Source organism: Catenulispora sp. GP43 (genome assembly GCF_041260665.1).
Classification (GTDB): domain Bacteria; phylum Actinomycetota; class Actinomycetes; order Streptomycetales; family Catenulisporaceae; genus Catenulispora.
In genome coordinates this window covers 15,180-28,103 of record NZ_JBGCCT010000034.1, presented here as the reverse complement: position 1 = coordinate 28,103, position 12,924 = coordinate 15,180, and the positions used below count along the sequence as shown (strand labels likewise).

Here is a 12,924-nt window from a genome sequence, read left to right as displayed (position 1 = left end):
TTCTCCCCTGCTGGGGGCGTGACGACACACGGCGTACCGAGACGGTGAGTAGTCGACTCATCCGCAGGGGTTACCGATTGTCTGGGTGACTTTGTAAGATCGGTACCCGTCGCAGGCCTCTGCGGTAGGGTGCCACCCTCCCTGCCGGCCGCCTATGCTCGTAACCAGAGTTCAGACACGGGGGAGGGGCTGGCCGATGGTGCGTCCGTCTGGTTGGGACATATTGGGGTTGGACGGGGATCCGACACCCGGCGTGGTGGAGTCGGTTCAGGCTCTGGCCAAGGAGTTCGGTGATTTCGCCCACGACGTGGAGTCGGCGTATCACAGCCTGAACTCCTTCGGCGGAGACGCCACGGCGCTGCAGTGGGTGGGACAGACCGCTGATGCGTTCAAATCAAGCTTTGGGCCCCTGCCGGGGCGCCTGCAGAAGCTGTATACGTCGTACAGCGAAGCCTCCGATGCGTTGTCCGCATACGCGCCCAAGCTGCAGGCTGCGCAATCGAAGGCCGACGCAGCGTTGCGCCAAGCTCAGGACGCGCATGCGGATCTGCAACGTGCCACCACGACAGCGAACAACGCCGCAACCGATCTGAAGACGGCGCAGCAGAACCAAACCGCAGCGCCGAACCCCCAAGCGGTCACGGACGCCCAGACCGCGCATGACGCCGCGCAGAAGAACCTGGACGCCGCCAAAGGCAAGCTGGCCGCCCTCACCGCGCAGGCCAAGCAGGCTTATGACGACCGTATCGCCGCAGCCAAGGAATGCGCGCAGGCCCTGCATCACGCGCAGTCGGACGGCATCCACAACAAGCACTGGTGGGAGCACGTCGGCGAGGCCTTGTCCGAGTGGGGCGGGAAGATCGCCGAAATCGCCAACGACCTTGCCCCGTTCCTAGATGTCCTGGCCCTGGCCACTTCCTGGATCCCCGGCGTGGACGTGGTCACCGCCGGCCTCGCCGAAGCCGACAATCTGATCGCCCTGGCCGGGACCGGCTTGGAAATCGCTGGCGACGGCATGCAAGGCCACTGGGGCGACGCGCTCATGGGCGCCGGAATGCTCGGCGCCACTTTCCTGGGCGGCAAGGCCCTCGGCAGCCTCGGAGGCAAGGTCCTCAGCAAGTTCGGAAAGGAGGCTGAGGATACCGTCGGCTCCGAGGCGCGTACCGCCGAAGACGCGGCAGAAGAGAACGTTGGCGCGGAAGCGCTCGAGGCGGGTGGCCACACAGAGGTCACTCCGGCGGCTGACCCGGTGGACGTGGTCTCAGGCCAGATGATCACGACCAAGACGGATTTCATCCTTCCCGGCGTCCTCCCCGTTCTTCTCCGGCGCGCTTACTCCTCTGGTTACGCTACCGGCCGCCTGTTCGGACCCGGTTGGTCCAGCACGCTCGACCAGCGCCTTTCAGTGAACGCCGCCGGCATACATTTCGCGGGAGACGTCGGACAGACCCTGCACTACCCGATCCCGGCACCGGGAGACGAGGTAGCCCCTGTTCGAGGGGCCAACTGGCCGCTGGCGTGGGATCGTGAGACCGACGAGATCCTGATCACGGATCCGAGCACCGGACACGTCAGGCACTTTCCCACAGTGCACTACGCAGACGATCAGGGCTCGATTCGAGATCTCACCGCGATCACAGATCGCAACGGAAACCGCATCGATGTCCTGCGGGATGACCAGGGAACGCCGACGGGGCTTGAGCACGCAGGTTATCGGCTGGCCATAGAGACGACGCCGACCATGCGCGGAATTCGGGTTACAGCGGTCCGGCTGCTTGAGGCAGGCAGGGACACCACGCACGAGATATCCATCAAGAAGTACGAATATGATGATCACGGACGGCTGGTCGCCGTCATCGACTCGTCGGGCCAGCCATACCGCTACGAGTACGACGATCGTGGCCGGATCACGGCCTGGACGAACCGAGTGGGGTACCGCTACGCCTACGAGTACGACTTGCGCGGGCGGGTTACCCGCGGCATCGGAGACGGCGGCTTCATGTCTGCGTCGTTCTCCTATGCCGCAGACGGCCGCTCCACATCCGTCACGAACTCGCTCGGGTCCACAACTACGTACCACTACAACGACCACGGCAAGATCACGAGGACCGTCGATCCACTGGGCAGCACCACTCATCAGGAATGGGACGCTCATGATCGGTTGATTGCCCGCACCGACGCGCTCGGTCGTACGACGCGACTCACGTTGGATGAACGTGGCAACGCAACGTGCGTCACGAGGCCAGACGGCACAACTATCGAGATCGAGTACAACAACTTCGGTCAGCCGGTCCTGGAACGACTGCCGGACGGCGCCGTCTGGCGACTCGAGTACGACGATCGAGGCAATCAGACCGCCGCTATCGATCCGACAGGCGCCGTAACCCGATACGTACACACCGACAGCGGAGCCGTTTGTCGCGCCATCGACCCGCTGGGTAACGTCTCCAGCGTCGAGACCAATCCCGCCGGTCTTCCTGTCGCCGTGACCGATGCGGCTGGCGGCCGCACAGGCGATCCGTGACCCGTTGGGCCGGATCATCGAAACCGTCGACCCCTCCGGAGCTGTGAACCGAACAGCATGGAATGTCGAGGGCTTGAAGCTGTGGCAGAGCGCTCCAGACGGCACACGCACCGAATGGACCTACGACGCCGAGGGAAACCCGACCAGTTGCGTAACGCCTTCAGGGGCCACTACCTCGTGGACATACGGCGCTTTCGGCATGGTCACCGAGCGGGTTGAGGCAGATGGGGGCCGATTCACTTTCGGATACGACTCAGAGTTGTGCCTGAGGACTGTGACCAACGGGTCTGGCGCGAGTTGGACGTATGCGTACGATGCCGCCTCTCGCCTGGAGTCGGAGAGCGACTTCTCAGGTCGCACGCGACACTACGACCTGGACTTGACTGGCCAACTCGTCGGCATCACCGCAGCCGGGCGTCGCACTGAACTCTCTCGTGACGCTATGGGCCGGGTCGTGCGCCGAATAACCGATGACGGCGAATACCGCTATGAACTCGACCCCATGGGGCGGCTTGCTTCCTCCACCTCGCCGTCCAGTTCGCTGTCCTACCAGCGAGACGGCGCGGGACGAACCATCGCCGAAACAGTCGACGGCCGCACCATCGAATACGCCTTGGACGAAGCCGGGAACCTTGTTGGCAGACGGACGCCGAACGGATCAGAGACACACTGGTCGTATGACGCTGCCGGATTCGCGGCCGAGCTGCGAACGAGCGCCGGCCGCCTCGAGTTCCGACGTGACGTCGCCAGGCGGGAAATCAGCCGGGTGTTCAATGAGGACATCCGCCTGGAGCAGCGGTACGACCAAGTCGGCCGGCTCATCGAACAGAATGTATTGGCAGCCGATGCTCCGAGTGCGGGTGATTCGGCGAGTCAACCCACAGCGCTGATACAGCGGTCTTACACCTATCAGTCTGACGGCGCGCCGACCAAGATCGACGACAGCCTTCGTGGTACACGGCACCTGCTGACCGACGCCTCGGGAAGAATACGCAACGTCAGCGCAGCGTCATGGCGCGAGGACTACACATATGACGCTTTCGGCAACGTCACCGATGCCGTCACCTCCTGGTCACCCGATTCTTCGGGTTCGCGCCGGACAGAAAACGCCGCAGTCCGGACGGCTGGCCGCACCCACTACGACTACGACGGCTTCGGCCGCATAGTCCGATCGCTGCGCCGAGGGCTTTCCGGCCAGCGAATCGAGACCCGTTTCGTCTGGAACGCAGACGACCGCCTCGTCGAGGTCGCCCTCCCCGACGGCAGCATATGGCGATACACGTACGACCCCTCAGGGCGCCGCTCCGGCAAGTACCAAGTCAACCCCGACGGAAGCTCCGGTAAGCGAATAGTCTTCTCCTGGCAGGGAGCCCAGCTGGTCGAACAGGTCTCATACCACGCCGACGAGACCGCAGAGGCCTTGGTTTTCGACTATGAACCCGGCTCGTGGCAGCCCATAGCGCAAAGCCGACGCAGCTGGTCCGCCAGTCGACCGCAAGCAGAAATCGATGAGGCGTTCTACGCCATCGTCTCGGACCTGTCGGGAGCCCCTTCGGAGGTGATCGACGCTGAGGGACGAGTCGTCTGGTACATGACGACGAGCCTTTTTGGACAACAGATAGACGTGTCAGCGCAGTCCGGAATTGATTGCCCACTGCGGTTCCCTGGCCAATATCGTGACGACGAGAACGGGCTTCACTACAACTACCACCGCTACTACGACCCGACGCTTGCGGCTTATCTCACCCCGGATCCTTTGGGCCTCGCTCCGGCGCCGAACAACTACGCGTACGTCCCCAATCCCCTCACATGGATTGACCCGCTGGGCCTGTCTGGCTACCCGGGCGAGGGCAAGCCGACCAGCGAGTGGGTACCAGACGAGAACTATTCTGATGCCGAGATCAACGCACGTGTTGCGGGAAACGCGGACACCAAGGCGTACTTCGAAACTCCGAACGACATCCATGATCTGGTGAACGACGTCGTAAGCGACCCGAACTACCCCATCCGGTTGAAGCCGAACGGTAGTCCAGACCTCTACGAGGCCCGCGGCGGCATCCGGGGCACTCTTCGATGGAAGGGCACGCAGATCTTCTCCCCCGACGGTGACTACACAAGCCAAGTGCGCATCCTGGTCGACCAGAACACCGGCGAGATCGCTTACGTCGGACGCAAGGCGGACGGTGGACACAATTACAATCAAATCATCCCCTACCCGTGGGCGCGGCGACCATGACCAGCCGGCGTGCAAGACAGCCCGCTATGGACCAAACGTGGAGCACAGAGTGGAAGACGCACAGCTGACGGCCAAACTGGCCTCCGCCGGCCTGGTATACATCGAAACCGTCGACGGAGAAGCGCCACTGCTGCCGCCGGGGCTTGCTGCCACTGCCACGTCTTATCGAGAAGGAGACGGATGGGCCGGGGCGGGCGTGGACGTAGATGACCCTGCACTTATCGCGAACGCGAACGCTGGCTGGTTCCGCCTCGCGGTTGAAGGGGGGCTGTTCAAAGGGATCGGCTCAGAGTTCCTTGTATCCGTCACACGTGCTGAGGGTGCAGAACCGAACCAGTGGTGGGCTCGGGTTTCATTGGCAGAGCCGTGGGACATCATGGGCGCCGGAGCCGCAACCGGGATCCTTGGCATCGTGGCGGGCCACCCCGCATTCGTCATGAGCTCACTCGACGGCACAGTGGTGTTGCGTGGCACGACGTGGGAGTCGGAGATCGGTTGCCTACTCGTGCGCAATCCACATCGAATCGATGCGTACCGCCAGTTCCTCGAACGAAAGATCACTAACCCCCGCACAGTAGAGCGCGATAGGGAAGTCATCCAACGATGGCTCGCTGCGAATCCTCTATGAAGTGCGAACTCTGCATAGATCTACAGCGGTAACGGGGCGCGGGCCCTCAAGAAGGAGGGCTCGGCACGGGCGGAGTCAGGCCGATTCGAGATGGGGGCGAGCCAGCAGTAGCGCGCCGACGGTCTCCATCCCATCGATGTCCCGGCCCAGGCGTCCGAACGCCTCGGCCGTTGGGATGACCTGCACGCTCATGTCGAAGTACTGCTCGATCAAGTTGTCCAGGACTGGCTCGCCGGCCTTCACCACCGGCGCTGCAAGGTACACGTGGGTGATCTTGTTGGTCTCGGATGGCAACGAGTAGTAGCTGCCGAGGCGAAGCAGCTGCACTCCGTCAGCCGGACGGTAACCGGTCTCCTCGTCCAGCTCCCGTAGCGCGGCGGTCTCAGGATCCTCCCCGTCCGACACAGCGCCGGCGGGCAGCTCGATGGCGTGGCGCTTGAGGTTGTGACGGTACTGCTCAACCATGACCAGCTTCCCGTCCTCGGTGACGGCTACGACCATCACCGAGGCGGGGGTGTCCATGTAGTACCAGTCGATCTCCACGCCGTCTGGCATCCGAACGTCCTCGCGGACGAACTTCTTGGGCTTGGCGACGATCACCTCGGTCTGCAGAAGCTCACTGTCCTGCATGCTGACCAGCCTTGAGTTCCGTGCCGGGAGTGGTGTCGTCACGAGCCGTGCTCCTTCGCTGTAGTCCATACGTTGTCGACGTGTTCGGCGTACCGGTCGAAGGCACCGCCGTCGACGGCTCGCCGCAGTTCATGGGTTGGGGAACTGCGGCCGATCAGGTGGCGTACGTAGGGCGTGACGAACATCCTGTCGTCGCCGCGGACAATGCTCACGCTAGGGGCTGTGTGATGCGTACGCACCTGCATCCTAGGCCCGCAGGACTCTGCGATTTCTTGGAAGCGTCCCAGAGCTGCCCGGATCCGACTGGAAAGCGTGCCTGCAGGATTTCCCTCAGCCTGGTCGATTTGTGCAATGTCCGGCAGCCCAGGATCCAGCAGCAGGACCCTGACCTCGCATCCGGCCGCCGTAGCCGCGGAGAGGACGCCTGGGACCGCGGCGTCGAACGCGTAGCGGTATTCAGCCATGCCGTACAGCAGGATCACCTCACGGGCCTCAGTGATGATCCCGTTCCACTGGGCCCGTGTGATCAGTTCACGTGCCGCGTACAGATGCACCGATTCGTTCGGCGGGCCGTCGAGCTCGGCGCCGCCGTTCGCTGACGCTGAGCGTAGCTGGTCGGGGTCCAGATTCAACGCCTTGGCCAGCGTCGGAAGCCAGAACTTGGGGTCGACGCCCTTCTTCTCCCAGCGCCAAACGTGCTGGCGAGTGAGCGTGTAGCGGCCGGCTATCTGCATCATTCGGTCGGCGAGATCATCTTGGCTCCATCCGAGCGCTTCACGCCGCTGCCGGATCAGGTCGCCGAATCCCACGTGCTCAGCCTACTGAGATGAGCACAGAAATGATGACAGTTCTGGCCACGGTCATGGAAACCCACGTAATCGCCCGAACAGCGACGATGAGCTGGAACCCGTGTTGCGTCGTCTGCCGAGTGACCGGGATGACCCACTTCGAAGAAGTCACCCCTGTGTGAAGAGGGGGTGCGAAACGTCGAGCCATGTAACTGAGCGCATCAGATCGCTCTACGGTCAGCAAGGCGCTGCAAGTGACGGGCGCCGACTTCACCACATACGAAGAAAGGAGAGACAGGATATGAGCCGAATGAAACAACGGAACACCGTGTTTGCCGCAGTGATCGACGATTCCGGTCTTTCCGCTGCTGAGGTCGCACGTCGGCTCAACGACGTGGCGGCATCGGTAGGCCTTCTGAAGACGTCGTTCGATCATACGTCGGTGGCGAGGTGGCTTCGAGGAGAACACCCGCGTCCCCGGACCGTTGAGCTGCTGACTGTGGTGCTGTCGGAAGCCACCGGCCGGAGCATCGCACCCTCTGACCTGGGCATGGGCGACGCAGTGGTACGCACCGACGCAGGTTTGGTATTCGAGCAGGGCCTCGAGGACTCGTTGGCGGCGATCGCCGAACTGACCGGCAGTGACCTTCGTGGTCAACGGTTCCTGACGGCTGCGGCGTTCCTCCCGTCGGCCTTCACGACGCCAGCTCTGCGGTGGATCACCGCGCCGCCCGTTGGCGAACCTCTCAGCCTCGTCGGAATCGGCGAAGCCGAGGCCATACGTAAGGTCGCCCGAACCTTCCGGGACCTGGACAACAAGTTCGGAGGCGGATACGCCCGCTCCACCGTTGTTCACTACCTGCATTCCGAGGTGATGCCCCTCCTAAAGGGCGCACGATGGCGCGAGGCTGCCGGACGAGTGCTCTTCTCCGCATCTGCCGAGGTGATGCTGCTCGTGGGATGGATGTCCTTCGACACGGCGCAGTATTCACTCGCCCAGCGCTACCTGATTCAGGCGCTCCGGCTGGCTCAGGAGGCAGGGGACACAAGGCTGGGTGCGGAGGTCCTCAACGCTATGTCGTGCGTGACCGCCCGTCTCGGTCACCTGACCGAGGCCGTAGACCTGGCTCGCACGGCATGCCGATCCGCCGCCGAGGCAGGCCTTCCGACGCTGATTTCCGAGTCACTGGTGCTGGAAGCCCACGGGCATGCCCTCTCCGACGACTCTGCAGCCTGCGCCTCAGCCCTACTCAAAGCCGAGCAGGCCATAGACCAGGCAGACCTTGCCGATAGTCCTGGGTGGCTGCGGTACTTCGACACCCGCTACCTGGCGGCCAAGGCCGGCAGAGCCTTGTTGGATGCCGGCGACGCTCGGTCCGCCGCCGCGGCGGCGACGTACGCGCTGCAGATGCGCGGCGGATACGCGCGGGGTAGGGCGTTTAACCTGACGCTGCTCGCCCACTCCTACGCCACCCTCGGCGAGATCGAGCAAGCCTGCCACATCGGATCGATGGCGTTGAACGCCGGACGCATCATGCACTCCGCTCGGACCCGAGCAGACCTCGCCGCACTGGTCCAGACCCTCAAACCCTATGAGTCGGCGCCAGCAGTCCGGAGCCTTGTGCAAGCTGCCGCCGCGTCGATCAACGCAGCCCCAACCGTTCTCGCGCTGCCAGTAGACCGATCACCGAGGCGGACCCGAGGGAGTTCTGCGCAATGAACGCGACTGCATCCGAGAGCGGAATCCACGCGACCCGTTCGGCCTCGTTGATATCGACGGTGATCTCATGGCCCACATAGACGGCACCACGTCCGAGGAAGACGTGCTGCGGCGCATCGGCTGTGCCGGACATCGACTGGTAGCTGACCAGATGCTCGACCGTGGCCGGACGCCAGCCTGTCTCCTCTTCGGCTTCCCGAGCCGCGCACCTGGCCGGATCCTCGTTCGGGTCATCCAGATAGCCGCCGGGCAGCTCCCACATCCACCGGTCCATGACAAACCGGTGGCGACGCATCATCAGGACCTTGCTGTCTTCGTCAACCACGACGCACATCGCCGCCGGGGTGACACGCAACACCGGCTGCTCGAACTTCACTCCATCCGGCAAGGTGACCTGCGCGATCGCCAGTTTGGTATGCCGCGAGGTGTGTATCGGCTGCTCGATCACGACCCACTGCGTCGGGTGCGTCAGGTCTTCCGTCACGCTTCGACACTAGCCCAGCGCGAGTCCTTGGACGGTGCTCAGTCGGACGGCACGCGATCAGGGCCTGTCGAAGCCGCCCCCGTGGCTGGGAGGGGCTCGTGGTGAAGAAGCCAAAGGCCCCGGTCGCCCCGCTCTCCGTACTGCCATGGACGAGCGCAGACGGGGTCACAGTACTCACCGTCGTCGGAGACCTGGACTACTACACAGCGTCGCTGCTGCGCACACCACTGCTTCATCTGGCGTCAACGCCGTCCACAGTGGTCGTCCTCGACTTGGCCGGCCTGTCCTTCATCGACTCCACCGGCGTGGGGCTGCTGATCTTTGGATTGAAACGGGCGGGCAAGGAGGACAACCGGTTCAGGCTTGCGGCCCTGTCGCCCTGGACGTCGGACCTGCTGCACCACATGGGTGTGCTGAAGATCTTCGACGTATTCGAGACGGTCGAGCAGGCCATCGCCCACCCCTCCGGCGCAACACAGTCTCCACGTCCCACTGATTCATGAGTCGTCCTCGGAAAAACGGTTCCGGGGCAAGCGGCAACAGAGAGGAGAAGGAGCGTTGAGTACCCAGACCGTCGACGACGTCGAGAAGGCACCCACGCCGAGCGACATCGTCCCCGACCCGTTCGACTTGGACATCACGTTCATCGAGAACACCCCGGCGTCGGAAACGCTGCTGATGTGCAGCACCGGCGACAACTGCGGCAGTTCCTGCGGCAGCGCCTGCACCACTTCGTAGTCCGCTAACTCACTGCGCGGGCCCGTGGCATCGGGCTACGGGCCCGCGCCCGACACCAGAACGGGAGTAGGGATGGCACGCTCGCGGCAAAGGCTCTACCAGCGCTCCGATAGCGGATTGCTGCGCGCCGTTGTGAACACGGCCGCGCCAGTGCTCCCACCATGGCCGGGGCAGAGCAGCGAGGTCGAGGCATGGCGCTCGTGGCTCGACGCGGTCTGGGTCGAGGGCGACTTCACAAGGGCCGTGTGCGCAGCTTCCCCGGATCTTGCGAGGCAGGTCGAAGCCTTGCTCAGCGGAAGACTGTCCGATGCGCGCCGGGCCCGCCGCGCGGCGCTAGCGGTCGGCAAGTACGCGATCAGGCACACGGGGCGGCCGACTCCCTTCGGATTGTTCGCCGGGGTCGCGCCGGTCAGCTTCGGGGACACAACGTCCGTGCGGTTCGGTAAACGGCACCTGCAGACTCTGCGCGCTGACCCAGTCTCGCTGGCGCAGGCGATCTGCGAGCTGGAGACGAACCCGGCGGTCATGCACGACGTCGAGGTCTGCGTTAACAACCTCGCGACTGTGCGCGGCGACCGCGTCCATATTCCCGCACAGGGCCCAGATGAACACTCACTCGCGCTCACACCTGTAGTCCTACTGGTACTTCGAACGGCCAAGTCCGCGATCGCGTACGGCGAACTGCTGGGCAAGCTCGGCGCCGAGTTCCCAGACGTCGAAGAAGGCCGGCGGGCAGCTGCACTGACCGAACTGCTGCGGGTAGGGCTGCTCCGCTCGGCGCTGCGTGTGCCGGCGACCGTCGTCGATCCGGCCGACGGACTGCTGAAAGGGAAGCAGAGCACCGCGGAGCTCGGTGTGGCTTCGGCCATCGACGTGCTGTTGGACGCCGACGTACGGCTGCCCGACGCGGTCGGGGTGGAGATGGAGACCGCGGCGACGCTGCTGGCACGGCTTGCCTTCAACCCGGCAGGAACACCGGCGTGGAACCGGTATGCCGAGCAGTTCTCCGAACGGTACGGCAGAAACGTGCTGGTCCCGGTGCCGCTGCTGACGCATCCGGATCAGGGTCTGGGATTCCCGGACGGGTTCGGGACGTTGTCACTGCCGCCGAGGTCGATGTCCAAACGCGATCGTGTGCTGCTGGAGTTGGCTGGCGCGGCCGCCTTGGAGGGGAGCCGCACCGTCACCTTGACAGGGGCGATGATCGAGGACATTGAGGCCGTGGCCGGGCCACCACCTGGTCATCAAGCTCCGCATCTTGAGGTGTGCACCCAGGTTCAGGCGTCCTCGCCCGAGGAATTGGACCGCGGGAACTTTCGGCTGCGCGTCCATACCGTCTCCCGCGCTGGTGGCTCGATGGCCGGAAGGTTCTGGCACCTGTTTGCCGACCTTCCCGGCGAGGCCTATCGGAGCTTGCCCACCGTCGAGCCGGGAGTCTTGACGGCGCAGTTGTCGTTCCATCCCAGCCGGAATCACGCCGACCTGCTCACCCGTGCCCCGCAAGTCCTGCCGACCGTGGTTAGCGTCGGAGAGTTCCGAGCGCCTGACAATAACGTGCTGTATCCCGAGGATCTGGCCGTCGGCTTGGATGGTGACCGACTCTTTCTTGCTGTGGCTGCCACCGGGCAGCGCATCGAACTGCTCGCCCCAACTGCGATCAACTTCGTGTGGAACAACCACACCCCGCCGCTGGCGCGGTTCCTTGCTGAGATTTCGCGGGCCGCGTGTCCACAGGTGACGGGGTTCGATTGGGGCGCTGCGCTGGTGCTGCCGTTCACTCCGGCGCTTCACCACCGCCGCACCATACTTATCCCGGCTCGCTGGCGTCTTCGGGCCAAAGATCTGCCCGGACGCAGTGCGTCGCTTAACCAATGGGCGGACGCGCTGCACGGATTGCGCAACAGGTTCCGGATGCCGTCGCGCGTTGTGTTGTCGGTCGACGACCAACACCTCCCCCTTGATCTCGAGCACGACTTGCACCTGGACGTGCTGCGCACACAGCTGACGAACAACACCACCGCGACGCTGCTGGACGCGCCGCCTGCGGACGCCGATGGCTGGATCGGCGACCGGGCACACACCATCGTCGTGACAATGGGGGCCCGTCCATGAAGCCTCAGCATCAGGCTCTCGCCGAGGGCGAGTTGGGGATCGCGCTGCTTCACGCCCAGCGCGGCGACATCGTCGCCACGAGGGCCTGTCTGAAGGCGGCAATCGCAGGCGGGGTGAGTACCGGCGGCAACGCGTCCCTGTTTCATGGGGCACCGGCGCTGGAGTTCGTGCTGCGTTGTGCCGGCCGGCCCCTGACCGACGTCACCGAGGCCACCGATCACGTCGTGAGGCACCGCCTCGTCGCTGCGCGCGAGCGTCGCGAGTCTGGTGCGCGGCCAGCGCTAGCCGAGTTCGACCTGATCCGAGGGTTGACCGGGCTAGGGGCGCTGCTCCTGGCTCGCGATACCGGTGGCCGGCTTCTCAACGCCGTTCTGGCGTACTTGGTTGAACTCGCACAGCCGGTGCAGCACACCGACGGGCGGCAGCTGCCGGGCTGGTGGTGCGACACAGGACCGGACGACAAGGCGCTAGCCGGTGGTCACGGAAACAACGGCGTCGCGCACGGCATCGCCGGGCCGCTGGCGCTTATGTCACTGGCGGCCCGAGCCGGCATCGTTGTGGAAGGCCAGATAGAGGCGATCGGTCTCTGCTTCGACTGGCTGGAGCAGCACGGCGGGTTCTACTGGTTGACCCGCGACCAGCTCGAAGAGCATCGGCCCGCTGCACCGTCACGTCCGTCCTGGTGTTACGGCGCTCTCGGTATCGTCCGCGCCCGTCAGCTGGCCGCCATAGCCCTGGGTGACAACGGCAGACGCAAGGCCGCCGAAGTCTCAGCCGTCGTCACCCTCTCCGATCACTCAATGATCAACCGCCTCACCATCGATGCCGGGCTGTGTCACGGCTGGGCTGGACAACTTGCCGTCACTCGTGCGATCGCCGTCGACTCAGCAGAGCCAGACCGATTCGCCCGCTTCACCGCCTACTTGGAGGCGAAGACGTCTGCCGGGCTGGATGCGCTGACCAAGCCCGGCTTTCTGGACGGTCGCGCTGGCGCCGAGCTGGCCCTGGCAGGAACAGACATGACGGGTTGGACCCGGGCACTGCTGATCAACTGACCCACCCGT

At 64.4% G+C, this 12,924-nt stretch carries 11 protein-coding genes and 1 pseudogene; 9 read left to right on the top strand and 3 right to left on the bottom strand.

Translation table 11 applies throughout. From position 1 onward, the window contains the following. Positions 1 to 196: 196 nt before the first annotated feature. The 4 genes and pseudogenes from ABH926_RS43795 (at position 197) to ABH926_RS43780 (ending at position 5,388) form a co-directional block, all read left to right on the top strand. Positions 197 to 2,524 (top strand): DUF6531 domain-containing protein, encoded by a 2,328-nt coding sequence (locus tag ABH926_RS43795; protein ID WP_370372661.1) that lies wholly within the window; start codon positions 197 to 199, stop codon positions 2,522 to 2,524. After that, a pseudogene (locus tag ABH926_RS43790) lies at positions 2,493 to 2,882 on the top strand (RHS repeat protein); the annotation flags it as partial. The gene ABH926_RS43795 and the pseudogene ABH926_RS43790, both read left to right, overlap by 32 nt. A 21-nt stretch (positions 2,883 to 2,903) precedes the next feature. Beyond that, a complete protein-coding gene (locus ABH926_RS43785) occupies positions 2,904 to 4,760 on the top strand; it encodes an RHS repeat-associated core domain-containing protein (RefSeq protein ID WP_370372824.1) in 1,857 nt (618 codons plus the stop codon). 49 nt (positions 4,761 to 4,809) lie between these two features. After that, positions 4,810 to 5,388 (top strand): hypothetical protein, encoded by a 579-nt coding sequence (locus ABH926_RS43780; RefSeq protein WP_370372660.1) that lies wholly within the window; start codon positions 4,810 to 4,812, stop codon positions 5,386 to 5,388. A 75-nt stretch (positions 5,389 to 5,463) separates the two neighbouring features. Here ABH926_RS43780 and ABH926_RS43775 read toward each other — a convergent pair whose 3' ends face one another. Both ABH926_RS43775 and ABH926_RS43770 read right to left on the bottom strand, forming a co-directional pair. Further along, positions 5,464 to 6,018 (bottom strand): NUDIX domain-containing protein, encoded by a 555-nt coding sequence (locus tag ABH926_RS43775; RefSeq protein WP_370372658.1) that lies wholly within the window; start codon positions 6,016 to 6,018, stop codon positions 5,464 to 5,466. 38 nt (positions 6,019 to 6,056) lie between these two features. Further along, entirely contained in the window at positions 6,057 to 6,827 is a 771-nt protein-coding gene (locus ABH926_RS43770) for a helix-turn-helix domain-containing protein (protein ID WP_370372656.1), read from the bottom strand. 280 nt (positions 6,828 to 7,107) lie between these two features. On the opposite strand from ABH926_RS43770, the gene ABH926_RS43765 reads away from it, so the two are divergent. Next, positions 7,108 to 8,526, top strand: coding sequence for a hypothetical protein (locus ABH926_RS43765; RefSeq protein ID WP_370372654.1), 1,419 nt, complete (start codon positions 7,108 to 7,110; stop codon positions 8,524 to 8,526). Here the strand turns inward: ABH926_RS43765 and ABH926_RS43760 are convergent. Next, entirely contained in the window at positions 8,450 to 9,010 is a 561-nt protein-coding gene (locus ABH926_RS43760) for an NUDIX hydrolase (RefSeq protein ID WP_370372652.1), read from the bottom strand. The genes ABH926_RS43765 and ABH926_RS43760 overlap by 77 nt on opposite strands. Before the next feature lie 98 nt (positions 9,011 to 9,108). On the opposite strand from ABH926_RS43760, the gene ABH926_RS43755 reads away from it, so the two are divergent. The 4 genes from ABH926_RS43755 (at position 9,109) to ABH926_RS43740 (ending at position 12,915) form a co-directional block, all read left to right on the top strand. After that, positions 9,109 to 9,513 carry an STAS domain-containing protein gene (locus ABH926_RS43755; protein WP_370372650.1) on the top strand — a complete coding sequence of 135 codons (405 nt, stop codon included), beginning with the start codon at positions 9,109 to 9,111 and terminating at the stop codon, positions 9,511 to 9,513. Positions 9,514 to 9,568: 55 nt separating this feature from the next. Continuing rightward, positions 9,569 to 9,748, top strand: a complete 180-nt coding sequence (locus tag ABH926_RS43750) for an FxLD family lanthipeptide (RefSeq protein WP_370372648.1) — start codon at positions 9,569 to 9,571, stop codon at positions 9,746 to 9,748. A 72-nt stretch (positions 9,749 to 9,820) separates the two neighbouring features. After that, a complete protein-coding gene (locus ABH926_RS43745; RefSeq protein WP_370372647.1) occupies positions 9,821 to 11,860 on the top strand; it encodes a lantibiotic dehydratase family protein in 2,040 nt (679 codons plus the stop codon). After that, positions 11,857 to 12,915, top strand: a complete 1,059-nt coding sequence (locus tag ABH926_RS43740; protein WP_370372645.1) for a lanthionine synthetase C family protein — start codon at positions 11,857 to 11,859, stop codon at positions 12,913 to 12,915. Before ABH926_RS43745 ends, ABH926_RS43740 begins: the two co-directional genes overlap by 4 nt. The last annotated feature ends 9 nt before the right edge of the window (positions 12,916 to 12,924 follow it).